The following is a 24,127-nucleotide window of genomic DNA, read 5'->3' as shown; positions in this document are numbered from 1 at the left end:
ACTCGGCAATCGTGCGCGAGTTTAAAAAAATAAAAAAATGATATTGTTAACTCATCCTTAAAAGAAGAGTACCGACCAGCGACGACAACTCTCTCATAAAGGAATGGCATCATGAAACTGAAACTCGCAATCGCGGGCATGCTGGCCGCTGCTTCGTTTGGTGCATTTGCTGCTGACCAGAGTGTGGCAATCACCACCACGCCAGTCCTGGATACCGATAACCACTTTATCGGCGTCACCAGCGGCAGTGACGGCATCCTGTCGGGCGGTATGGACGTGATTACGTTCACCGGTCTGAATCCGGGTACTTATGATTTCGTACTGACCCTGAGCGGCCAGAACGTCAGCTTCGACGGCGCTCTGACCAACCTGAACGGCCAGACCGGTTCTGCCTACTCGTTCGGCAAGTATCGCTTCTTTGGTGTGGAATATACCGGCGCGTCCCCGTTCACGCTGGAGCTGCATGGCACCGCATTCTCGGGTGCAACCTATAGCGGTGAAGTGACGGTGTCGCCTGTACCGGAACCAGCAACCTATGGCATGCTGCTGGCCGGTCTGGGCCTGGTGGGCGCAGTGGCCCGCCGTCGTAAATCTACTTCGCGCGGCGCTTAAAATCGCGCAGGCGGAAGCCAAGCATAAACAGAATACTGAAATAGACTAAGCCACTTACGGCAATCACTAATACCAAGGCGCCAGCGCGTAAAAAGGGATGTGCGCGCATGGCGATCCAGTCAAATTGGGACGCGCCGAGCCAGGCGACCAAGCCCATCACCGCTACCGCGAACAGCAGCTTCATAAAGAACTTCGGCCAGCCCGGCGCGGGCTTGTAGATGTCGCGTTTGCGCAGGCCGCGATAGAGGAAGATCGCATTCAGCGTGGCGCCCAGGCCAATCGACAGCGCCAGTCCTGCCACCTTGATGAAGGGGACAAAGATCGCGTTCATCAGCTGCGTCGCAATCAGCACGCCAATCGCAATGCGCACCGGCGTACGGATGTTCTGCTGGGCGTAGAAGGCCGGCGCCAGCGTCTTCACCAGGATGATGCCGGTCAGCCCGGCGGCATACGCCATCAGCGGCTGGGCCGACATGCGGGCCGCTTCATCGCTGAACTGGCCGTAGTGGAAGAGGGTGGCGATCAGCGGCAGGGCGATCACCGCCATGCCAACGGCGGCAGGCAGCACCAGCAGGAAGGTCAGGCGCAAGCCCCAGTCCAGCAGGGACGAGTATTCCGCATGGTCGCCTTCCACATTGGCTTTCGACAGGCTTGGCAGCAGGATAGTGCCGAGCGCCACGCCCAGCAGGGCGTTAGGGAATTCCATCAGGCGGTCGGCATAAGTCAGCCAGGAGATGCTGCCCTCTGGCAGATACGACGCGATGGTGGTATTGATCATCAGGCTGATCTGCGCCGCCGACACGGCAAACACGGCCGGTCCCATTTTCTTCAGCACGCGGCGCACGCCCGGATCGCTCAGCCCCCATGCCGGATTCCAGGACAGCTTGGGCAGCATGCCCACGCGCACCAGGGCCGGGAACTGGATTGCCACCTGCAAAATGCCGCCCACCATCACGGCGATCGCCTGCGCGTACACCGGCTGCTCCATGAAAGGCGCCAGGAACAGGATGCCTGCGATCAGCGCGATATTCAGCAGCACGGGCGTAAAGGCAGGAATCTTGAACTCGCGCCAGGTATTCAGCACGCCGCCCGCCAGCGCCACGAAGGACATGCAGGCAATGTACGGGAACATAATGCGCGTCATCCACACCGCATCATCGAAGGCCGTGCCCTTGGACAGGCCGGACGCGATCAGGAACACAAAGACCGGCGCGCCAATCACGCCGATGGCGCTGACGATCACCGTTGCCCATACCAGGGAGTTGGCGACGTGGTCGACCAGGGTCTTGGCCGCCTCCTGGCCTTTAACATTTTTATATTCGGCTAAAATAGGCACGAAGGCTTGCGAGAACGCGCCCTCGGCAAACAGCCGCCGCAGCAGGTTCGGAATGCGGAATGCAACGTTGAACGCATCCGTATAGGCGCCGGCGCCATAAGCGCGGGCGAACAGCGTGTCGCGCAGCAGGCCGGTGATACGGGACAGCATCGTCATGCTGGAGATGGCGGCGAGGGTCTTTAGCAGATTCATGGGCTGCGATTATAGCGAAACCTGCAACGACTCGACATTTGGAATTGCCCTGGCGGCAAATTCCCGCTATAATTTAAGGCTGTACAGAATTCAGTAAGGCAGGCAAGAGGTTCCGCCGGCTCTGAAAACACCGGTTTGGCAAACTATTGTTTGCGAACGAACTTTGACAACGAATTAGGATTTCTCATGGCAAATACCGCACAAGCACGCAAACGTGCTCGTCAAGCTGTTAAGGCAAACGCTCACAACTCTTCGCAGCGTTCCACTCTGCGCACCGCTATCAAGGCTGTGCGTAAGGCAATCCAGGCTGGCGACAAAGCCGCTGCTACCCAAATCTTCCAGTCCTCCGTGTCGACCATCGACTCGATCGCTGACAAGAAAATCATCCACAAGAACAAGGCTGCTCGTCACAAGAGCCGTCTGGCAGCTGCCCTGAAGGCACTGTCCGCCTAAGTTCGTGTGCGGCAGCGATAGCTGCCAAACTGGTGTACCGAATAACCCGCATGGCGTTGCGCCATAGCGGGTTTTTCGCTTTGATCAATTTGGTTTCAGGTCGTCCGGGGACACTTCGCGCCATTCGCCCGGCAGCAAGGGATGGCTGGACAGCGAGATGCCGCCGATGGAGGCGCGCACCAGGCGCAGGGTCGGCAGGCCGACGGCGGCCGTCATGCGCCGCACCTGGCGATTCTTGCCTTCCTGCAAAGTGATCGCCAGCCAGGTGGTCGGCTTGTCGGCGCGCACGCGGATCGGCGGATTGCGCGGCCACAGCCATTCCGGATCGGCGATGCGCACCGCCTTGCAGGGCAGGGTGGTGAAGTCGCCCAGGTCCAGTGGGGCTTGCAGTCTGGCTAATGCTTCCGGCGTGGGAATGCCGTCCACCTGCACTAAATAGGTCTTGGCTTCCTTGCGGTCCGGGTGGGCAATCCTGTGCTGGAGCTTGCCGTCATCGGTGAGCAGCATCAGGCCTTCGCTGTCATAGTCGAGGCGGCCTGCGGGGTAAATCTTCGGGATATCGATGTAGTTCGCCAGGGTTTCCTTCTCGCCGGATGGGGAGAACTGGCACAACACGTTGAATGGTTTATTGAATAATATGAGTGGCATGGCGCGATTGTAGCGCCAACCAAAATACTCGTGCATAATGTGGCAAGCTAGTGTCTTATGTTTTATAGAAGACTTGAGGCGAAGAACCCCAACCCGGAGAACACGATGTACCAACATATCAAAGTACCCGCCGACGGCCAGAAGATCACCGTCAACGCCGACTTCACCCTGAATGTGCCGGATGCCCCGATTATTCCTTACCTGGAAGGTGACGGTACTGGTGTTGACATCACGCCGGTGATGATCAAGGTGGTGGATGCAGCCGTGGCCAAGGCTTACGGCGGCAAGCGCAAGATCAGCTGGATGGAAATCTTCGCGGGCGAGAAGTCGACTACCGTGTACGGCCCGGATGTGTGGCTGCCGGAAGAGACGCTGCAGGTACTGAAGGATTATGTGGTCTCCATCAAAGGTCCTCTGACCACTCCGGTCGGCGGCGGCATTCGTTCCCTGAACGTGGCCCTGCGCCAGGAGCTGGACCTGTATGTCTGTCTGCGTCCGGTGCGCTACTTCAAGGGCGTGCCTTCGCCGGTACGCGAGCCGGAGAAGACCGATATGGTCATTTTCCGCGAGAACTCGGAAGACATCTACGCGGGTATCGAGTGGGCCGAAGGCTCCGATGGCGCCAAGAAAGTGATCGATTTCCTGGTCAAGGAAATGGGCGTGAAGAAGATCCGCTTCCCTGAAACTTCGGGCATCGGCGTGAAGCCGGTTTCGCGCGAAGGCACCGAGCGCCTGGTGCGCAAGGCGATCCAGTACGCGATCGACAACGACAAGCCGTCGGTGACCATTGTCCACAAGGGCAATATCATGAAGTACACCGAAGGCGGCTTCCGTGACTGGGCTTACGCGCTGGCACAGAAGGAATTCGGCGCCGAGCTGATCGACGGCGGCCCATGGTGCAAGTTCAAGAATCCGAAGACCGGCCGCGAGATCACCATCAAGGATTCGATCGCGGACGCCTTCCTGCAGCAGATCCTGCTGCGTCCGGCGGAATACTCCGTGATCGCCACCCTGAACCTGAACGGCGACTATATCTCCGACGCACTGGCGGCCCAGGTGGGCGGTATCGGCATTGCGCCGGGCGCCAATATGTCCGATTCCGTGGCCATGTTCGAAGCCACTCACGGCACCGCGCCGAAGTATGCCGGCAAGGATTACGTGAACCCGGGTTCGCTGATCCTGTCCGCGGAAATGATGCTGCGCCATATGGGCTGGACCGAGGCGGCTGATCTGATCATTTCTTCCATGGAGAAGTCCATCACCTCGAAGAAGGTCACCTACGACTTCGCGCGCCTGATGGAAGGCGCCACCCAGGTGTCGTGCTCGGGCTTTGGCCAGGTGATGATCGAGAATATGTAATGAGCCGCGCTTAGCGCGCCGCCAGCCCCGCGCTCCGCAAGGACGCGGGGCTTTTTACATCTGCCTGGCTATGACGCCCAGGACTGCCACCAGAACCGACATCAGCAATCCGATCTGCCATCGGAAAGCGGGCTCAAGCCTTTCGAGGCGCGTTGCAAGTGTCTGGTGTTGAACTGCGAGCGCATCATGGCGTTCGCGTTGGGCGGCGAAGCCTTCGTCCATGCGCTGCCGCAGCTGGAGCTGGGGCTGGCAGGAAAGCTGTTCGATGCTGTCCTCGGGAGGCGAGGAGGGGCGTTCAAGCGGGTCGTGTGGCATGGTGCGCTCCGGTTCCCGCTGCGGACGAAAAAAAACCCCGCAGGGCGGGGCTTTTTGAGTCCGAGGCTGAGATCAGGAAGCCTGGATGTTGGAAGCTTGCTTGCCTTTAGGGCCTTGCGTGACTTCGAACTGCACTTTCTGACCTTCTTTCAGGGTCTTGAAGCCGTTCATGTTGATCGCGGAAAAGTGTGCGAACAAATCCTCGCCGCCATCATCAGGAGTGATGAAGCCGAAACCCTTGGAGTCATTGAACCACTTAACGGTACCAGTTGCCATAAAAAAAACTTTCAATTAAAAACGAATCACACGAGCCATAAAAGCAAGAAGCTTCCTGCCCCCTCCTCGACAACTCACTTCTTACCAACGTGTACATTTCTGCACAAAGTCGATATCGCATTGTTGGCGTAACAATTTTTAATGTCAAGCGGTTTCACTAGCACATCGTAAGATTTTTGCAACAGCTATTTTCGCAACTCTTGATTTTGGCGAGCAAGACACCATCTGCGTCAAAACCCGAAAGCGCGTAAGATGAGTAGAAACGGAAACGCGCTGCTAAATGGGCGTTGCATCTACCCTGAAAGCATTAGAATATAAGCGTATGGCAACCAAGCAAGACACAGAAACCGTCCTGGAGCGCCAAGCGCTAAAACCGCCCCCAATGTACCAGGTGGCGTTGCTGAATGACGACTACACCCCCATGGAATTTGTGGTGGCGATCATCCAGGAGTATTTCAATAAGGACCGTGAAACGGCCACGCAAATTATGCTGAGTGTCCATCGCTATGGCAAAGGTGTGTGCGGCGTTTTCTCTAAAGATATAGCTTCAACCAAAGTGGAGTTTGTTTTAACGCATGCACGCAAGGCGGGGCATCCCCTGCAATGTGTGATGGAGGAAGTATGATTGCGCAGGAATTGGAAGTAAGTTTGCACATGGCGTTTGTCGAGGCCCGGCAGGCACGGCACGAATTCATTACGGTGGAACACCTGCTGCTGGCGCTGTTGGACAATCCGTCGGCCGCTGAAGTGCTGCGTGCCTGCGCGGTCAATATTGAGGACCTGCGCAAGACTCTGACCAACTTTATCGGCGATAACACCCCGACCGTGCCCGGCACTGGCGAGGTGGATACCCAGCCAACGCTCGGATTCCAGCGCGTGATCCAGCGCGCCATCATGCACGTACAGTCTGCCTCGAACGGTAAAAAAGAGGTTACGGGCGCGAACGTGCTGGTCGCCATCTTTGGCGAAAAGGATTCGCACGCTGTTTACTACCTGCACCAGCAGGGCGTCACCCGCCTGGACGTGGTGAACTTCATTTCCCACGGCGTTCGCAAGGACCAGCAAGTCGACTCGACCAAGGCCTCCGAGGGCGTGGAAGAGGGCGCACCGAGCGAAGGTAGCCAGAAAGAATCGCCGCTGGACCAGTTCACCCAGAACCTGAACAAGTCCGCCGCCGAAGGCAAGATCGACCCGCTGATCGGCCGCGAAGACGAAGTGGATCGCGTGATCCAGGTCCTGTGCCGCCGCCGCAAAAACAACCCGCTGCTGGTGGGCGAAGCCGGCGTGGGCAAGACCGCCATCGCGGAAGGCCTGGCATGGCGCATCACCCAGGGCGATGTGCCGGAAGTGCTGTCGAATGCTGTCGTGTATTCGCTGGACATGGGCGCGCTGCTGGCCGGTACCAAATACCGCGGCGACTTCGAGCAGCGCCTGAAGGCAGTGCTGAAGCAGCTGAAAGATAATCCGAACGGCATCCTGTTCATCGACGAGATCCACACCATCATCGGCGCCGGTTCGGCGTCGGGCGGTACGCTGGACGCGTCCAACCTGCTGAAACCGGCCCTGGCCAACGGCCAGCTGAAGTGCATCGGCGCGACCACCTTCACGGAATTCCGTGGCGTGTTCGAGAAAGACCATGCGCTGAGCCGCCGCTTCCAGAAGGTCGACGTGAACGAGCCGACCGTGGAACAGACCGTGCAGATTCTGCGCGGCCTGAAGTCGCGTTTCGAAGAGCACCATGGCGTGAAGTATTCGTCGTCCGCCCTGTCCACCGCGGCAGAGCTGGCAGCGCGCTTCATCAATGACCGCCATCTGCCGGACAAGGCCATCGACGTGATCGACGAAGCTGGCGCCGCCCAGCGCATCCTGCCGAAGTCCAAGCAGAAGAAAACCATCGGCAAGACCGAGATCGAGGAAATCATCTCCAAGATCGCGCGTATTCCGCCGCAGACCGTCAACCAGGACGACCGCAGCAAGCTGCAGACCATCGACCGCGACCTGCGCAACGTGGTGTTCGGCCAGGACCCTGCGATCGAAGCGCTGGCATCGGCCATCAAGATGTCGCGTGCAGGCCTGGGCAAGCAGGACAAGCCAATCGGCTCCTTCCTGTTCTCCGGTCCGACCGGCGTCGGCAAGACCGAAGTGGCGAAGCAGCTGGCCTTCATCCTCGGCATCGAACTGATCCGCTTCGACATGTCCGAGTACATGGAACGCCACGCCGTAAGCCGCCTGATTGGCGCGCCGCCGGGCTATGTAGGCTTCGACCAGGGCGGTCTGCTGACCGAGGCGATCACCAAGAAGCCGCACTCCGTGCTGCTGCTGGACGAGATCGAAAAAGCGCATCCGGATATCTTCAATATCCTGCTGCAGGTGATGGACCATGGCACGCTGACCGACAACAACGGCCGCAAGGCTGACTTCCGCAACGTGATCATCATCATGACCACCAACGCGGGTGCGGAAAGCCTGCAGAAGCGTTCGATCGGCTTCACCGACAGCAAGGAAGCGGGCGACGAGATGGCGGACATCAAGCGTATGTTCACGCCGGAGTTCCGTAACCGTCTGGACTCGATCATCAGCTTCCGCGCGCTGGACGAAGACATCATCCTGCGCGTGGTGGACAAGTTCCTGATGCAGCTGGAAGAGCAGCTGCACGAGAAGAAGGTGGAAGCGATCTTCAGCGAGAAACTGCGCAAGTTCCTGGCGAAGAAGGGCTTCGATCCTCTGATGGGCGCACGTCCGATGTCGCGCCTGATCCAGGACATGATCCGCAAGGCCCTGGCCGACGAACTGCTGTTCGGCCGCCTGGTCACCGGCGGCAAGGTCATCGTGGATCTGGACGACGACGAGCAGATCAAGCTGGAATTCCCGGAACCGGATGCGGCGCCAACGCCGCCACCGGAAACCGTCGAAGTCGAATAAGGCTTCGCGTCAAAACGCCGCTCCTACGGGAGCGGTTTTTTTATGCCCTGAAAGGATGTCTGTGGCCGAGAACAGCAAGCCAGAATGCGATATCGTCATGGAGGGGGGCGTCACTTCCGGCGTCGTCTATCCCCGCTTCATCACCGGCCTTGCGGGCCGCTTCAACTTGCGCAGCATCGGCGGCACCAGTGTTGGTGCGGTGGCAGCGGTGGCGGCAGCGGCGGCCCAGTATCGCCGCAACGTGGGTGGCGGCGAGGCCGGCTTCGAGCGACTGCACCAGCTACCGGAGGAATTGTCCGCTACCGCTGCTGATGGAAAATCCAAACTGTTTTCATTGTTTCAGCCCTGCGCGGATTTGCGTCCGCACTTTCTGGTCCTCGAAGAGGGCCTGAACCGGCAGGGCGGCTTCACACGCGTGGCCGCCATCCTGTCCGGCATGGTGCAGCACTTTCCGGTCGGCGCATGGATTGCGATGGCCTTTCTCGCGGGCTGGCGTTGGGCCGCAGATTCGCTGCCCGCAAACGGCCTGCAGTGGGTCGGCTTTGGCGTGACGCTGCTGCTGGTGGCGCTGCTTGGCGCGAGTCTGAATTTTCTGGTCACCGGATGGCGGGGCCTGCAGCGCAACCGCTGCGGCATTTGCGCGGGCATGCGTGCCTCTGGCAGCAAAGCGCCTGCGCTGACGGAATGGCTGCATGGCCTGGTGCAGGAGATTGCAGGGCAGCCCGATAACACGCCGCTGACTTTCGGCATGCTGGGCAAGGTATCGCCACCGATCGAGCTGGCCTTCATTACGACGGGACTGAGCGAGCTGGGTTGCCATCGCCTGCCGCACAGCAGCGGCGACCTGCTGTTCCGCGCATCGGAATGGTATAAGCTATTCCCCGCTGCGATTGTCGACGCAATGGTGGAATCGACGCTGTGGCGCCATCCTTCGCGCCCTCGCACGCTGGCGATGCTGCGCGAAGCCGATCCTCTCTTCGATACGCCAGAACGCGATCTGCACTTCCTGCCACCTGCGGACGAACTGCCGGTGCTGGTGGGCGCCCGTCTGAGTCTCAGCTTCCCCATCCTGATGCAGGCCGTGCCGCTGTACCGCCTGCGTTATACGGAAGGCGAAGACGATGTCAGCGTCAAGCCGCTGTGGATGAGCGATGGCGGCTTGACCAGCAATTTCCCCATCCATTTCTTCGACAGCCTGCTTCCTGAACGCCCGACGTTTGGCGTCACGCTGCAGTCCACACTGGCCGACGATGCGCCAGGCCGCGACCGCGTGTATCTGCCGCAAAATAATAACGAAGGCTGGACGCCGCCTTACGTGAGCATCCAGAACAGCGCTGGTTTTCCATCGCCGTCGTCGTTCTTCAGTGCGCTGCTGCTGACGATCCGCACCTGGCGCCACGAAGCGCTGAAGCGCACGCCGGGCTTCCGGGACCGCGTGGTGCAGATTCGTCATACGGCCAGGGAGGGCGGGCTGAATCTGAACATGCCTGCTGAAGCGATTGCTTCGATGAGCCAGAGCGGCGCAGATGCGGCGCAAGCCATCATCGACCGCTTCCTCGATGGTGACGGCTGGCTCAATCACCAGCAGGTGCGCATGCGCGTTGCCGCCGCCGTGCTGCAGCCAAAGCTGGATCAGATGGCGCAGGCATGGAAGGCCGGCTATGCGAGCATGTGGCAGGACGCAGCGTTGCAGCAGACGGTGTCGTATGGACTCTCCAATGGCCAGCGCATCGATGGCGACGCGTGGTGGAATGCGCTGGCGGCCACCGCCAGCTTGCCGCAGCCGGTGGACCTGAGCAAAGACAGCCCAAACCCGCGCCCCACGCTGGAAATCGCTCCGCGCCAGACGTAGGGCGGATCATTGATCCGCAGTCACCGCGCCGCCAGCTCCTTCAGCAGCACCGCGCGGCGGCGCGACACATCGACGCTGTGGCCATCCTCCAGCGTCAGCGACAGGCCGCCGCTTTCGGATGGCGCCATCTGCGTGACGTAATCCAGATTGACGATGTGACGGCGGCTGGCGCGAAAGAAGCGCGCCGGGTCGAGCCGCTGCTCCAGCTGGTTCAGGGAGCGCAGCATCAGCGGCTGATGGGCACTGAAGTGCACACGCGTGTAATTGCCTTCCGATTCGAACAGCCGAATCTGATCCAGTCCCACGAACCAGCAATGGTCGCCATCCTTGATGAACAGCTTTTGCGGGCGCGATGCCAGTTGCGGCGCGGCGGGCCCGCCCAAACGCTGCACGGCGCGCTGCAGCGCGCTGGCCAGGCGATGCGCCTGGATCGGCTTCTGCAAATAATCGAGCGCATTGACCTCGAAAGCGCGCAGGGCGTATTGATCGAACGCGGTGGTAAAAATCACGTCAGGCGCGGCGTCCAGCGCCTGCAGTAGATCGAAGCCGCTGCCGCCGGGCATTTGCACATCGAGTAGCAGCAAGTCCGGTTGCAGTGCGGTGATCTGCTGAACCGCGTCTTCCGCGTTCGCCGCTTCGCCGACAATCTCCACTTCAGGGTGCGCAGCCAGCAGGCGGCGCAGCTCGGAGCGTGCCAGGCGCTCGTCGTCCACGATCAGGGTACGAATCATGCGGCCACCGGAAATTGCAGGGTGGCGCGTACCCAGCCACTGTTCTCGGTCAGATCCAGACTGGCCGACTCGCCTTTCGCCAGCGCGAGGCGTTTGCGGGCATTGGTCAGCCCCACGCGCGTCGAGTTTGCGAAGGGTAGTATGGCGCCCAGGTTTGCCACTTCAATCCGCGCACAGCCTGACTCGCGACGGGCGCTGATGCGAATCTCGCTGCCGGTGGAACTCAGCTCCACGCCATATTTGACGGCGTTTTCCACCAGGGTCTGCAGGGACATCGGCGGAATAGTCACGTCTTCCATACCGGCTTCGATGTCCAGCGTCACGCTCAATCTTTCCTCGAAGCGGATCTTCTCGATGGCGAGGTAGGACAGCACGGCTTCCAGCTCCATCTTGAGCGGTACGGTTTCCGCGTAACTGGCTTGCAACGTATAGCGCATCAGCGTCGCCAACTGGTCGATCATTTGTGCGGCCGATTCCGGGCTTTCGAAAATCAGGGCGCGCACGCTGTTCAGACTATTGAAGAAGAAATGCGGATTCACCTGCGATTGCAGGGCGCGCAACTCGGCCTCCTTGGCCAGCACATCGAGGCGCAGCGCTTCCGACTCAAAACGGTTGGCGCGGCGCAGCGTGATCGCGGTCATGTAGCACACGTTCCAGGCCAGCATGATGCCGCCCCAGAACAGCAGCAGCATTGGCACCCACTTGAAGCTGTCGGCCTTGTGCACGAAGACGTAGCTGGCCACGCCCGTGTTCACGAGTTGCGCGGGACCCAGCAGCGCGACACCAATCCACACCGTGCGCCAGTCCGCGCGGCGGGCGTTCCAGCGGCGCGATTTGACGAAGCGGTGCCAGATGTCCGTCAACAGCAGGCCGGCGACGCCTTCGTAGACGCACAAAACAAGCGTGCCGGGTTTGTCGAGATAAGGGGCGTTAGCGAGCACCACGAACAAGGTGACGAAAGTCCATCCCAGCACCTGGAGTATCCAGTACCAGTTCAGGCGCGCGAGCAGCGGGCGAGTTGCATTTTCCATAAGGGGAGCATAGCGCATTCCGCTCCCGCTGTAATCAAGGGCTATGACGAACGGTTAAATGCTGTGATGAGTGGCGTGGCGCCTGCGCGATATGAATGGGTAGATGAACCATAAGCCAATCAGCAGCACAAAGGACGCAGCGCCGCCGGCAACGCTGAACCCCTCCTGGCTGGTCACCATCTGCAGAACGACGTAGACGTCCAGCGAAACACCCGCCGCCAGCGGCGCGAGCGCGCAGCAGATCGAGATCGATGAAACCTCGATGGTATGGCGCGACACGATGCCCGGCTGGGTGAGCCGGTGATAAGCGGCGGGCAGCATGACCAGCGCCATGGCAATCACCACAAAGGCCAGCGCGCCGAGATGGCAGTCCTGCACGTGCATGGGCAGGCGCTCGAAGCGGTTGTTGAATACGGCAATCGTCTGAAAGCCGAACAAGGCCTGAATACCAGGCAGCACCATACGGGCCTCTTCGATAACGCGGCTCATCTGGTCTTTCAGCGATTCCCTTTCGGCTGCGGGTTCCATGCAGCCCATTGTAGCGACGCGTCTGACGGGGTGGCGCGCAGATGCTGGCCGCTCAGCCGCCTGTCTCTTCGCGCAGGCGCCGCCACAGCGTGGTGCGGCTGATGCCGAGATAGTCGGCTGCCGCGTCGCGCCGTCCGCCAAAGCGTGCAAGGACTTCCGACGCCGACTCGGCACGCTGCCGACCACCACCTGGCGCAGCGGCCCGTGGAGCGCCAGGTGTCGTGGCGGGCGCCGCGTCTGCTCCGGGCCACGGCAGCGCCGCGGCCTGACCTGCGGTGGGGCTGGTGGCCAGCTCGGGAGCAACCGATATCACGAAGCTCGGCGTCAGCGCTTGCAGCGGTTCGGCGGCAAGGAACAACGCCAGCCGCTCCGTCATATTGCGCAATTCGCGCACATTGCCCGGCCAATCGTAGCGCATGAACAGCGGCGCGCAGGCCGCAATCTCCGCACTGAGATTTGGATGCGGCCGTGCGCCCAGCGCTGCCAGCGCATTGCGCAGCGACCATTCAACCAGCGGCAGAATGTCGGTCGGCCGCTCGCGCAGTGACGGTAATGTCAAACGCAGCACAGCGAGGCGATAGAACAGGTCCGCACGGAAGCGGCCTTCGCGCACGCGCTGTTCGAGATCACAGTGCGTGGCGCTGATGATGCGCACGTTGACGGGAATAGGACGGGTGCCACCCACGCGCACGACTTCGCGCTCTTCCAGTACGCGCAGCAAGCGCGTTTGCAGGGCCAGCGGCATCTCGCCGATTTCGTCGAGGAAGAGCGTGCCGCGATTGGCCGCTTCGAACAAGCCTGCGTGACCGCCGCGACGCGCGCCGGTGAAGGCCCCTTCTTCGTGGCCGAACAATTCGGACTCCAGCAGCGATTCCGCAATCGCGCCGCAATTCACCGCGACAAAGGGACGGTTCACGCCCAGCGCACGCGGACTTTCGCGGTGGATGGCCTGCGCCACCAGCTCCTTGCCCGCGCCCGTTTCGCCCTGAATCAGCACCGTGGCCGGCGACTTCGCGTACAGCACCACGGCTTGCCGCACGCGCTCCATCGCCTCCGATTCGCCGCGCAGGTCGGCCAGCCCGTGCTTGGCGCGCAGCGTGTCGGCCACCACGGTACGATGGCCGCGATTCGATTCCAGTTGCGCCAGGCGGGCGATTTCCAGCGCGTCGTCAAAGGCCTGGCGGATCGAGGTGGAGGAGTACACAAAGACGCCCGTCAGTCCGGCTTCTTCCGCGAGGTCGGTGATGCGTCCGCCGCCGACGATGGCTTTGATGCCTGACGCCTTCAGGTCGTTGATCTGGGCGCGTGCATCTTCTTCGGCAGTATAGGTGCGGCGTTCGATGTCGACGCCGAAGGTGGCGGCGAATTCGGCCAGCGCAGGCAGTTCGTCCTGGTAGGTGATCACGCCAATGCGCGATGACACCTTGCGCGCCCGCGCCAGCGCCTGCATGAAGTCGAAACCGCTGGCCCGTGCTATCACCAGCGGCACCGACAAACGGCCTTTCAGATAAGCCGCGTTGGAGCCGGCCGCGATCACCGCGTCGCAACGTTCCGTGGCGAGGCGTTCGCGGATGTGGCGCGCCGCTTCATCGAAACCGAGGTTGATCGGCTCGATGGTGGCCAGCGCGTCGTATTCCGGCGTGATGTCGCGGAACAGTTCGGACAGCCGTGAAACGGCCACGGTCCAGATGACTGGCTTGTCGGCGGGATCGAAGGGCAGTGGCGTGGAATGTCGCATGTTTCAATTATAGCTGTTTCATTGTTTCAATGTGAAACGTCGCACTATGAGCGAAATGTTGCAAGTCCTTGATTTTGCTGGAGGTGGGTAGCTGGCACGGCACTTGCAGATAAGTGCGCAAACTAAACCGCTGAAAGGACATCATGAGCCAATATTCCGCAGGCGCCGCCTTCCGCCAGGCCGTCAAAGAAGAATCCCCGCTGCAGGTGGTGGGCGCGATCAACGCCAACCACGCTCTGCTGGCAAAGCGCGCCGGCTTCCGCGCGATTTACCTGTCCGGCGGCGGCGTGGCAGCCGGTTCCCTGGGCCTGCCGGATCTCGGCATCTCGAACCTGGACGACGTGCTGACCGACGTGCGCCGCATCACCGACGTGTGCGACCTGCCGCTGCTGGTCGACGTCGATACCGGCTTTGGCGCCTCCGCCTTCAACGTGGCGCGCACTGTGAAGTCCATGATCAAGTTCGGCGCCGCCGCCATGCACATCGAAGACCAGGTTGGCGCGAAGCGCTGCGGTCACCGTCCGGGCAAGGAAATCGTGTCGCAGGGCGAAATGGTGGACCGTATCAAGGCCGCCGTTGACGCGCGTACCGATGAAAACTTCGTGATCATGGCCCGCACCGATGCGCTGGCCGTGGAAGGCCTCGATGCCGCCATCGAACGCGCCGTGGCCTGCGTTGAAGCGGGCGCCGACATGATCTTCCCTGAGGCGATGATCACGCTGGACATGTACAAGCAGTTCGCCAAGGCGGTGAAGGTGCCGATCCTGGCCAACATCACCGAGTTCGGCTCGACCCCGCTGTTCACCGTTGAAGAACTGAAGTCCGCTGATGTGGGCCTGGTGCTGTATCCGCTGTCCGCTTTCCGTGCCATGAACAAGGCGGCTGAAAACGTGTACGGCGCGATTCGCCGCGACGGTACGCAGCAGAATGTGGTCGACACCATGCAGACCCGTGCCGAACTGTATGAACGCATCAACTATCACGATTTCGAGCAGAAGCTGGATGCACTGTTCGCAGCACAGAAAAAATAATCAAGTAATCCGAGGAGATTTGAAATGACCGACGCACCAACCTTCAAGCCAAAAAAATCCGTCGCCCTGTCCGGCGTTGCAGCGGGTAACACCGCGCTGTGCTCCGTGGGCAAAACGGGTAACGACCTGCACTACCGCGGCTACGACATCCTGGACGTGGCCAACGTCTGCGAATTCGAAGAAATCGCCTTCCTGCTGGTACACGGCAAGCTGCCAACCGCAGCCGAACTGAAGGGCTACAAGACCAAGCTGAAAGCGCTGCGCGGCCTGCCGCAATCCGTGAAGTCGGCACTAGAAGCGCTGCCAGCATCCGCTCACCCGATGGACGTGATGCGTACCGGCTGCTCAGTGCTGGGCTGCACCCTGCCGGAAAAGGATGACCACAACATCGCCGGCGCACGCGACATCGCCGACCGCCTGATGGCATCCTTCGGCTCCATGCTGTTGTACTGGTACCACTTCAGCCACAATGGCAAGCGCATCGAAGTGGAAACCGACGACGACTCCATCGGCGGCCACTTCCTGCACCTGCTGCACGGCGAGAAGCCAAGCGAAAGCTGGGTGCGTGCGATGCACACCTCGCTGATCCTGTACGCGGAACACGAGTTCAACGCTTCCACCTTCACCAGCCGCGTGATCGCTGGTACCGGCTCCGACATCTACTCCGCAGTGACCGGCGCTATCGGCGCGCTGCGCGGCCCGAAACACGGCGGCGCCAACGAATTCGCCTTCGAAATCCAGAAGCGCTACGAGAACCCGGACGAAGCCGAAGCCGACATCCGCAAGCGCGTGGAAAACAAGGAAGTGGTGATCGGATTTGGACACCCTGTGTACACCATCTCCGACCCGCGTAACGTGGTGATCAAGGACGTGGCGCGCCAGCTGTCCGAAGAAGCCGGTTCCACCAAGATGTTCGACATCGCCGAGCGCCTGGAATCCGTGATGTGGGAGATCAAGAAGATGTTCCCGAACCTGGACTGGTTCTCCGCCGTGTCGTACCACATGATGGGCGTGCCGACCGCCATGTTCACGCCATTGTTCGTGATCTCCCGTACCTCCGGCTGGTCCGCGCACATCATCGAGCAGCGCATCGACAACAAGATCATTCGCCCAAGCGCAAACTACGTAGGCCCTGAGGACCTGCAATTCGTACCGATCAAGGACCGCAAATAATGAACTCCACATTCCGCAAAAAGCTGCCGGGCACCCAGCTCGATTACTTCGACGCGCGTGAAGCCGTCGATGCGATCAAGCCAGGCGCTTACGACAAGCTGCCTTACACCTCGCGTGTGCTGGCAGAGAACCTGGTGCGCCGCTGCGACCCATCCACGCTGAACGCGTCCCTGGAACAGCTGATCGAACGCAAACGGGACCTGGACTTCCCGTGGTTCCCGGCCCGCGTGGTTTGCCACGACATTCTGGGCCAGACCGCGCTGGTGGACCTGGCCGGCCTGCGCGACGCCATCGCCGACCAGGGCGGTGATCCGTCGCTGGTGAATCCTGTTGTGCCGACCCAGCTGGTGGTTGACCACTCGCTGGCCGTCGAATGCGGCGGCTTCGATCCGGACGCGTTCGAAAAGAACCGCGCCATTGAAGACCGCCGTAACGAAGACCGCTTCCACTTCATCGACTGGACCAAGAAAGCCTTCCAGAACGTGGACGTGATCCCGCCGGGTAACGGCATCCTGCACCAGATCAATCTGGAGCGCATGTCGCCGGTGATCCAGGTGAGCGACAACGTGGCCTATCCGGACACGCTGGTTGGCACTGACTCCCACACCCCGATGGTGGACGCACTGGGCGTGATCGCCATCGGCGTGGGCGGCCTGGAAGCCGAAACCGTGATGCTGGGCCGCGCATCCTGGATGCGCCTGCCGGACATCGTCGGCGTTGAGCTGACCGGCAAACCACAGCCAGGCATCACCGCCACCGACACGGTGCTGGCGCTGACCGAATTCCTGCGCAAGGAAAAAGTCGTGTCGGCTTATCTGGAGTTCTACGGCGAAGGCGCCACCGCGCTGACGCTGGGCGACCGCGCCACCATCTCGAACATGGCGCCTGAATTCGGCGCCACGGCCGCGATGTTCTCCATCGACGAGCAGACCATCAAGTACCTGAAGCTGACCGGCCGCGACGACGATCTGGTCAAGCTGGTGGAACACTACGCCAGGCACACCGGCCTGTGGTCGGATTCGCTGAAGAACGCCGAATACGAGCGCGTGCTGAAGTTCGACCTGTCCACCGTGGTGCGCAATATCGCCGGCCCGTCCAACCCGCACAAGCGCGTGGCGACGACCGACCTGGCGGCGCGCGGCATCGCTGGCGTGGTAGAGAACGAGCCTGGCAAGATGCCGGATGGCGCGGTGATCATTGCCGCCATCACCAGCTGCACCAACACCAACAATCCGCGCAATATGATCGCTGCCGGCCTGCTGGCGCGCAACGCAAACCAGGCCGGCCTGCTGCGCAAGCCGTGGGTCAAGTCTTCGCTGGCGCCGGGCTCGAAAGCCGTGACGCTGTACCTGGAAGAAGCGGGCCTGCTGCCGGAACTGGAGCAGCTGGGCTTCGGCGTGGTCGCTTACGCCTGCACCTCCTGCAACGGCATGTCCGGCGCGCTGGACCCGGTGATCCAGAAGGAAGTCGTGGACCGCGATCTGTACGCGACCGCCGTCCTGTCGGGCAATCGCAACTTCGACGGCCGTATCCACCCGTACGCCAAGCAGGCTTTCCTGGCTTCGCCGCCGCTGGTGGTGGCCTACGCCATTGCCGGCACCATCCGCTTCGACATCGAGAAGGATGTGCTGGGCCACGATGCCAACGGCAAGGCCATCACGTTGAAAGACCTGTGGCCGACGGACGAGGAAATCGATGCGATCATCGCTACCTCCGTGAAGCCGGACCACTTCCGCAAGGTCTACATCCCGATGTTTGCGCGCAGCGAAGAAGCTGCCGAACGCGCCGAGCCGCTGTACGACTGGCGTCCGCAGTCGACCTACATCCGTCGTCCGCCGTACTGGGAAGGCGCGCTGGCTGGCGAGCGCTCGCTGAAGGGCATGCGCCCGCTGGCTGTGCTGGGCGATAACATCACCACCGACCACCTGTCGCCATCCAACGCGATCATGATGAATTCGGCGGCGGGCGAATACCTGCACAAAATGGGCTTGCCGGAAGAGGACTTCAACTCTTACGCCACGCACCGCGGCGACCACCTGACCGCGCAGCGCGCCACCTTCGCGAATCCGACCCTGAAGAACGAAATGGTGCGCGATGCGGATGGCAATGTGAAGGCCGGTTCCCTGGCCCGTATCGAGCCGGAAGGCAAAGTCACACGCATGTGGGAAGCCATCGAAACTTATATGGACCGCAAGCAGCCGCTGATCGTGATCGCCGGCGCCGACTACGGCCAGGGTTCGTCGCGTGACTGGGCCGCAAAAGGCGTGCGCCTGGCTGGTGTGGAAGCGATCGTGGCCGAAGGCTTCGAACGCATCCACCGCACCAACCTGGTGGGCATGGGCGTGCTGCCGCTGGAGTTCAAGCCGGGCACCAACCGCCTGACGCTGGGCATCGACGGCACCGAATCGTTCGATGTGATCGGCGAGCGCGCGCCACGCGCCACGCTGACCCTGGTCATCCATCGCAAGAATGGCGAACGTGTTGAAGTGCCGGTGACCTGCCGTCTCGATTCGTCGGAAGACGTGTCGATCTACGAAGCAGGCGGCGTGCTGCAGCGCTTCGCTCAGGACTTCCTCGAATCCGCAAAGGCAGCTTAATGAGCCACGTACCGCAAATCAAAGTCCCCGCCACCTATATCCGTGGCGGCACCAGCAAGGGCGTGTTCTTCCGGCTGCAGGACCTGCCGGAAGCCGCTCGTGTTCCAGGCAAGGCACGCGATGCCTTGCTGCTGCGCGTGATCGGCAGCCCGGACCCGTACGCCAAGCAGATCGACGGCATGGGCGGCGCCACGTCGAGCACCAGCAAGACGGTGATCGTGTCGCCATCCACCCGTCCCGATCATGATGTGGACTACCTGTTCGGCCAGGTATCGATTGACAGCGCCTTCGTGGACTGGAGCGGCAACTGCGGCAACTTGTCCGCAGCGGTCGGCCCGTTCGCGATCAGCTCCGGCATGGTGGACGCCAGCCGCGTGCCGCAAAACGGCGTGGCCGTGGTGCGCATCTGGCAGGCTAACATCAGCAAGACCATCATCGCCCACGTGCCGGTCACGAACGGTGAAGTGCAGGAGACCGGCGACTTCGAGCTGGATGGCGTGACCTTCCCGGCCGCCGAAGTGCAGCTGGAATTCATGGACCCGGCTGCGGACGAAGAGGGAGGCGGTGGTTCCATGTTCCCGACCGGGCACCTGATCGATGATCTGGAAGTTCCGGGCGTCGGTACGCTGCGCGCGACCATGATCAACGCCGGCATTCCGACCATCTTCGTGGAAGCGGAAGCGATCGGCTACAAGGGCACGGAACTGCAGGACGCCATCAACAGCGATCCGAAAGCGCTGGCCATGTTCGAAACCATCCGCGCGCACGGTGCCGTGCGTATGGGACTGATCAAGGACGTATCGGAAGCGGCCACGCGCCAGCACACACCGAAAGTCGCTTTTGTCGCAGCGCCGGCAGGTTACACCGCATCCAGCGGCAAACAGGTGCAGGCCGGCGACATCGACCTGCTGGTGCGTGCGCTCTCGATGGGCAAACTGCACCACGCCATGATGGGCACGGCCGCGGTGGCAATCGGCACGGCGGCTGCCATTCCGGGCACGCTGGTCAATCTGGCTGCCGGTGGCGGTGAACGTGAGGCGGTGCGTTTCGGCCATCCGTCCGGCACGCTGCGCGTCGGTGCGGCAGCGCAGCAAGTGAATGGCGAGTGGAGCGTGACCAAGGCCATCATGAGCCGCAGCGCCCGCATACTGATGGAAGGCTGGGTACGCGTTCCTGGCGATTCCTTCTGATCGCAGAAGCGTTTTTGTTGTATTAGAGCCCGGCCTCGCCGGGCTTTTTCTTTGTTGAATCAAGGTTGTAGGCTATGATCCGGCATACATGAACCGAGTCTCAGCCAACCTGGATGTTGTCGCCGATGCACTGCAATTAATCGGCATGCCCGCTTGCGGCTGCGACGCGGAAGGGATTGTCATTGCCGCGAATCCGGAGCTGGACGCGCTCCTGCAAACCGATTCTCGTGGCCGCAATATCAAGGAATTCTTTGCGCCCCATGTGCGCGCCGAAGCGGCGGGGCAGCTGCAATCGGTGCACAACGAATCCTGGGACAGCTGCCTGGCCGATGCCAACGGCGCCTACATTGCCGTCCAGCTGAGGGTGAAGCCCTTCCCGGTAGGGATGGAAAGCGGCGGCGCCACCATCATTTTCAACGACATCAGCAGCTCGCAGCGTGACCAGCGCGCGCTGCGCAAGGCCATGCTGGAGCAGCAGGCCATTCTCGAAAACGCAGCGGTCGGCATCATCTTCAGCAAGGGCGGTGTGATCGTCGAGTGCAATATGCGCGCGGCGGAGATGTTCGGCTACGAGCGCGACGAGATGGAAGGCGCGCCCAGCATCATCGTTTATCCGTCGCCGGAAGAGGGCGAGCGCCGCCGCGTTGAAGGCCGGCCGATTCTGAAGCAGGGCATGGCGCACTCGCTGGAGCTGCCCCTGCGCCGGCGCGACGGAAGCCTGTTCTGGTGCCGCACGCACGGACGCGCCATTGATCCAACCGACACACGCGAAGGCACGGTGTGGATCTTGGAAGACATCAGCGAGCAGCGCGCAGCGACGGAAGCCACGCGCAAGCTGCTGCTGGAGCAGAAGGCGATTCTGGATAACGCCTCGGTCGGCATCCTGTTCACCAAGAACGGCGTGATGTTGAGCTGTAATCCGCTGATGGCGGGCATGTTCGGTTACACGCGCGCGGAAATCGTCGGCCGCAACGCCGGCGAAATGTTCATGTCGCAGGACGCCTACCGCGAATTCGGCAACCGCGCCACGCCGCTGCTGGGCGCGGGCGAGTTATTCGAATCGAAGGAGAGCGAGTTCCGGCACAAGAACGGCAGCCCGGTGTGGTGCAGTGTGCGCGCCAAGGCCGTCGATACGGAACACAATGACGGCGGCACCATCTGGATTCTGGAAGACGTGACCTTGTCGCGCCAGACCAAGATGGAGGTCGAAGCCATTATGACCAATGCCTCGGTCACCATCCTGTTCACCAAGAACCGCCTGATCACCCGCTACAACAAGGGCTTCCGCGACATGTTCCGCTACGATGGCGAGGAAGGCCTGGGCATCCCCGGTCGCAGCCTGTATCCGGACGACGAAACCTACAACCATGTGGGCGCATTGGCTTCGCCTCTGCTCAGCGCCGCCAAGCCATTTCGCACCGAAGTGACCATGTGCCGCAAGGATGGCAGCACCTTCTGGGCGCAGCTGATTGGGTACGTGGTGAATCCCGAGGAGCCATCGCAAGGCACGATCTGGATTATCGAAGACCGCACCGAGCAAAAGCGCGACGAGGAATCGCTGCGTAATGCGCTGCTGGAAAACCAGGCGATTCTCGATTCCGCCGTGCTGGGCATCTCGGTCTGCGAGAACGGCCGCAATCTGCGCTGCAACGCCAAGATGGAAGAGCTGTTCGGTTATCCGCCGGGCGGCATGATGGGTGTCAGCGTGCAGTCCTTCTATCCAAATCTGGACGACTGGAATACCGCCCGCAAGGAAACGGCGGAAGACTTCCTTGCTGGCCGCGTCAGCTCCTACGAATATCAGCTGGTGCGCAAGGACGGCAGCACTTTCTGGGCACGCCTGTCCGGCCGTCCTTTCGACCCGCGCCAGCCCAAGGGCCGTTCGGTCTGGATGGTGGACGATGTGACCGCGCGCCGCGAAGCCGCCGACGCCGTGCGCCGTGCGCGTGACGAGCTGGAAGTGCGCGTGCTGGAACGTACCGCCGAACTGGCGGGCGCCAACACGCAATTGCAGGCCGAGATTGTGGAGCGACGCCAGGCCGAGGCGCGCGTCCATCACATGGCCTACCACGACAGTCTGACTGGCTTGCCGAACCGCGCGCTGCTGGCTGATCGTCTGGACCGCGCCATGCTGGCCGCCCAGCGCTCGGAGCGCGGCCTGGCCGTCATGTTTATCGACCTGGATCGCTTCAAGACCATCAACGACTCGCTGGGCCATATGACGGGCGACCAGCTGCTGAAGGAAGTGGCCAACCGCCTGTGCGGCGCGGTGCGCGCCAGCGATACCGTAGCCCGTCTTGGCGGCGACGAATTTGTAGTGCTGCTGCCAGGTATCCGCAACGCCGACGAATCGAGCCACGTGGCGCAGAAGATCATCGATTCGCTGGCCGCGCCGTTCCCGCTGGAAGGACGCATGCTGCACATTTCACCGTCGATCGGCATCTGCATGTATCCGGACGATGGCGAAGACGTGGCGACCCTGATGCGCAATGCCGATGCGGCCATGTATCACGCCAAGGCGTCGGGCCGCAACAATTATCAATACTTCACCCAGACCATGAATCTGGCGGCGGCCCAGCACTTCGAAATGGAAAGCAGCTTGCGCAGCGCGCTGGCGCTGGGCCAGTTCGAGCTGCACTACCAGCCGATCATGGACATCGCCACGCGCCGCCTGGCTACGCTGGAAGTGCTGCTGCGCTGGCGCCGTCCCGCGTCCGGGCTGGTGATGCCGGACCAGTTCATTTCCATCATCGAAGAGAATGGCCTGATCGTGCCGGTCGGCGAATGGGTGCTGCGCCGCGCCTGCGAACAAAGCATGGAATGGCAGCGCATGGGATTGCAGCCGGTGCCGCTGGCGATCAACCTGTCGCCGCGCCAGTTCATGCACAAAGGCCTGGTCGACTCGATCCGCCGGATTCTCGACGAAACGGGCATCGATCCGGCGCTGATCGAATTCGAGATCACGGAAACGGCCCTGATGCAGCACGGCGAACACACCATGGACGTGCTGGGGCAGATCAATGCGATGGGCATCCGCCTGTCGATTGACGATTTCGGTACGGGCTATTCTTCGCTGGCTTATCTGAAGCGCTTCCCGGTACGGAAGATCAAGATCGACCGCGCCTTCATCAAGGATCTGGAAGAGAGTGCCGAAGACCGCGCGATCGTCGCGGCGATTACGGCATTATCGGACAGCCTGCAGCTGTCGATTGTGGCGGAAGGTGTGGAAACGGAAGAGCAGTACGAGTTGCTGCGCAAGCAGGGCTGCCAATATGCGCAAGGCTATTTGTTCAGCAAGCCCGTACTGGGTGTGCGCGCCCAGTTGATGCTGGAGCGCGCGGCCGGTCAGTCGAGGGTCGCGATCACCGGAGCGTGATCGGAAGGCTGCTGCCATTTGCGCGGCACGCGGTCCACCACACAGGCGGAGCAGCGCTTGACCAGCGGCGCAGACAGCAGCACGTGATCGATGCGCAGGCCTTTGTTCTTCTGGAAGCCCAGCATGCGGTAATCCCACCAGCTGAAGCTCTTTTCCGGCTGTTCGAACAGGCGGAAGGAATCGTGCAGGCCGATGCCCAGCAGCTCCTGCAGCGCTGCGCGTTCTTTCGGCGACACATGCACCATGCCTTCCCATGCGGCCGGGTCGTGCACGTCGCGGTCTTCCGGGGCGATGTTGTAGTCGCCCAGCACCGCCAGATGTTCATTGCGCGCCAGCTCCTCGGCCAGCCATTCGCGGAAGGATTGCAGCCAGCCCATCTTGTAGGTGTACTTGTCGCTGTCCACCGCCTGGCCGTTCGGCACATAGGCGCAGACGATGCGGATGCCGTCGATGGTCGCGGCCAGGATGCGCTGCTGCTCGTCCGGGTACTTCGGGTTGTTCTTGACGATGTCCGTCATCGGCAGTTTGGACAGAATGGCAACGCCGTTATAAGTCTTCTGTCCGCTGAACACGACCTGGTAGCCGGCCTCTTCAATTTCCTTTTGCGGGAATTTGTCGTCCGTCAGTTTGGTTTCCTGAATGCACAGCACGTCGACCGGGTTTTCACCCAGCCATTTCAGCACGTGGGGCAGGCGGACGTTCAGGGAATTGACGTTCCAGGTGGCTAATTTCATACCAGATTTTTCCTAATTTCAATCGCGTGGGCG

The 24,127-nt window shown here is 61.4% G+C and carries 20 protein-coding genes; 11 read left to right on the top strand and 9 right to left on the bottom strand.

Features of this window, described 5'->3' with window-relative positions:
- The first annotated feature begins 111 nt into the window (after positions 1–111).
- Positions 112–612, top strand: a complete 501-nt coding sequence (locus AB4Z19_RS24900) for an FxDxF family PEP-CTERM protein (protein WP_442036375.1) — start codon at positions 112–114, stop codon at positions 610–612.
- On the opposite strand, the gene murJ is transcribed toward AB4Z19_RS24900, so the two are convergent.
- Positions 593–2,140, bottom strand: coding sequence for a murein biosynthesis integral membrane protein MurJ (murJ, locus tag AB4Z19_RS24895; protein ID WP_442036373.1), 1,548 nt, complete (start codon positions 2,138–2,140; stop codon positions 593–595). The genes AB4Z19_RS24900 and murJ overlap by 20 nt on opposite strands.
- A 186-nt stretch (positions 2,141–2,326) precedes the next feature.
- Between murJ and rpsT the strand changes: the two genes are divergently transcribed.
- Positions 2,327–2,593: a 30S ribosomal protein S20 gene (gene rpsT, locus AB4Z19_RS24890; protein WP_442027140.1), complete on the top strand. Its 267-nt coding sequence runs from the start codon at positions 2,327–2,329 to the stop codon at positions 2,591–2,593.
- 84 nt (positions 2,594–2,677) lie between these two features.
- Here rpsT and AB4Z19_RS24885 read toward each other — a convergent pair whose 3' ends face one another.
- Positions 2,678–3,241: a pseudouridine synthase gene (locus tag AB4Z19_RS24885; RefSeq protein ID WP_442027139.1), complete on the bottom strand. Its 564-nt coding sequence runs from the start codon at positions 3,239–3,241 to the stop codon at positions 2,678–2,680.
- A gap of 105 nt (positions 3,242–3,346) precedes the next feature.
- Between AB4Z19_RS24885 and icd the strand changes: the two genes are divergently transcribed.
- Positions 3,347–4,600 carry an NADP-dependent isocitrate dehydrogenase gene (gene icd, locus AB4Z19_RS24880; RefSeq protein ID WP_442027137.1) on the top strand — a complete coding sequence of 418 codons (1,254 nt, stop codon included), beginning with the start codon at positions 3,347–3,349 and terminating at the stop codon, positions 4,598–4,600.
- A 54-nt stretch (positions 4,601–4,654) separates the two neighbouring features.
- Here the strand turns inward: icd and AB4Z19_RS24875 are convergent, their stop codons facing one another.
- Together AB4Z19_RS24875 and cspE are read right to left on the bottom strand one after the other, a co-directional pair.
- The gene (locus AB4Z19_RS24875) at positions 4,655–4,915 is read right to left on the bottom strand and encodes a hypothetical protein (protein ID WP_442027135.1); all 261 of its coding nucleotides are present in this window, start codon (positions 4,913–4,915) and stop codon (positions 4,655–4,657) included.
- A gap of 72 nt (positions 4,916–4,987) precedes the next feature.
- Entirely contained in the window at positions 4,988–5,191 is a 204-nt protein-coding gene (gene cspE / locus AB4Z19_RS24870; RefSeq protein ID WP_107141363.1) for a transcription antiterminator/RNA stability regulator CspE, read from the bottom strand.
- 322 nt (positions 5,192–5,513) lie between these two features.
- On the opposite strand from cspE, the gene clpS reads away from it, so the two are divergent.
- The 3 genes from clpS (at position 5,514) to AB4Z19_RS24855 (ending at position 9,965) form a co-directional block, all read left to right on the top strand.
- Positions 5,514–5,816 (top strand): ATP-dependent Clp protease adapter ClpS, encoded by a 303-nt coding sequence (gene clpS, locus AB4Z19_RS24865; RefSeq protein WP_442027144.1) that lies wholly within the window; start codon positions 5,514–5,516, stop codon positions 5,814–5,816.
- Entirely contained in the window at positions 5,813–8,113 is a 2,301-nt protein-coding gene (gene clpA, locus AB4Z19_RS24860) for an ATP-dependent Clp protease ATP-binding subunit ClpA (RefSeq protein ID WP_442036371.1), read from the top strand. The genes clpS and clpA overlap by 4 nt, the downstream gene beginning before the upstream one ends.
- Before the next feature lie 61 nt (positions 8,114–8,174).
- Positions 8,175–9,965: a hypothetical protein gene (locus tag AB4Z19_RS24855; RefSeq protein WP_442028167.1), complete on the top strand. Its 1,791-nt coding sequence runs from the start codon at positions 8,175–8,177 to the stop codon at positions 9,963–9,965.
- 20 nt (positions 9,966–9,985) lie between these two features.
- Here AB4Z19_RS24855 and AB4Z19_RS24850 read toward each other — a convergent pair whose 3' ends face one another.
- The 4 genes from AB4Z19_RS24850 to prpR are packed head-to-tail and all read right to left on the bottom strand — an operon-like array spanning position 9,986 to position 13,993.
- Positions 9,986–10,696: a LytR/AlgR family response regulator transcription factor gene (locus tag AB4Z19_RS24850; RefSeq protein WP_442028166.1), complete on the bottom strand. Its 711-nt coding sequence runs from the start codon at positions 10,694–10,696 to the stop codon at positions 9,986–9,988.
- Positions 10,693–11,727 carry a sensor histidine kinase gene (locus AB4Z19_RS24845; RefSeq protein ID WP_442028165.1) on the bottom strand — a complete coding sequence of 345 codons (1,035 nt, stop codon included), beginning with the start codon at positions 11,725–11,727 and terminating at the stop codon, positions 10,693–10,695. Before AB4Z19_RS24845 ends, AB4Z19_RS24850 begins: the two co-directional genes overlap by 4 nt.
- Positions 11,728–11,781: 54 nt before the next feature.
- Positions 11,782–12,255 (bottom strand): DUF6328 family protein, encoded by a 474-nt coding sequence (locus AB4Z19_RS24840; RefSeq protein WP_442036369.1) that lies wholly within the window; start codon positions 12,253–12,255, stop codon positions 11,782–11,784.
- Between the two features lie 52 nt (positions 12,256–12,307).
- Positions 12,308–13,993 (bottom strand): propionate catabolism operon regulatory protein PrpR, encoded by a 1,686-nt coding sequence (prpR, locus tag AB4Z19_RS24835; RefSeq protein WP_442036367.1) that lies wholly within the window; start codon positions 13,991–13,993, stop codon positions 12,308–12,310.
- A gap of 143 nt (positions 13,994–14,136) precedes the next feature.
- On the opposite strand from prpR, the gene prpB reads away from it, so the two are divergent.
- From prpB to AB4Z19_RS24810, 5 genes are all read left to right on the top strand, one after another.
- The gene (gene prpB / locus AB4Z19_RS24830) at positions 14,137–15,024 is read left to right on the top strand and encodes a methylisocitrate lyase (RefSeq protein WP_442036365.1); all 888 of its coding nucleotides are present in this window, start codon (positions 14,137–14,139) and stop codon (positions 15,022–15,024) included.
- A gap of 24 nt (positions 15,025–15,048) precedes the next feature.
- Complete coding sequence (gene prpC / locus AB4Z19_RS24825) at positions 15,049–16,197, top strand: bifunctional 2-methylcitrate synthase/citrate synthase (RefSeq protein WP_442027637.1); 1,149 nt, start codon at positions 15,049–15,051, stop codon at positions 16,195–16,197.
- Positions 16,197–18,794, top strand: a complete 2,598-nt coding sequence (acnD, locus tag AB4Z19_RS24820; protein ID WP_442036363.1) for a Fe/S-dependent 2-methylisocitrate dehydratase AcnD — start codon at positions 16,197–16,199, stop codon at positions 18,792–18,794. Before prpC ends, acnD begins: the two co-directional genes overlap by 1 nt.
- The gene (gene prpF, locus AB4Z19_RS24815; RefSeq protein ID WP_442028351.1) at positions 18,794–19,984 is read left to right on the top strand and encodes a 2-methylaconitate cis-trans isomerase PrpF; all 1,191 of its coding nucleotides are present in this window, start codon (positions 18,794–18,796) and stop codon (positions 19,982–19,984) included. The genes acnD and prpF overlap by 1 nt, the downstream gene beginning before the upstream one ends.
- 88 nt (positions 19,985–20,072) lie before the next feature.
- Positions 20,073–23,360: an EAL domain-containing protein gene (locus tag AB4Z19_RS24810; protein ID WP_442036361.1), complete on the top strand. Its 3,288-nt coding sequence runs from the start codon at positions 20,073–20,075 to the stop codon at positions 23,358–23,360.
- On the opposite strand, the gene xth is transcribed toward AB4Z19_RS24810, so the two are convergent.
- On the bottom strand, positions 23,330–24,094 hold the full coding sequence (gene xth / locus AB4Z19_RS24805; RefSeq protein WP_442029213.1) for an exodeoxyribonuclease III: 765 nt from the start codon (positions 24,092–24,094) through the stop codon (positions 23,330–23,332). The genes AB4Z19_RS24810 and xth overlap by 31 nt on opposite strands.
- Positions 24,095–24,127: the final 33 nt, after the last annotated feature.

It is taken from the genome of Pseudoduganella sp. RAF19, assembly GCF_052114165.1.
Classification (GTDB): domain Bacteria; phylum Pseudomonadota; class Gammaproteobacteria; order Burkholderiales; family Burkholderiaceae_D; genus Rugamonas.
Note: the sequence above shows the minus strand (reverse complement) of the source record. Positions and strands in the feature narration are given on the sequence as shown.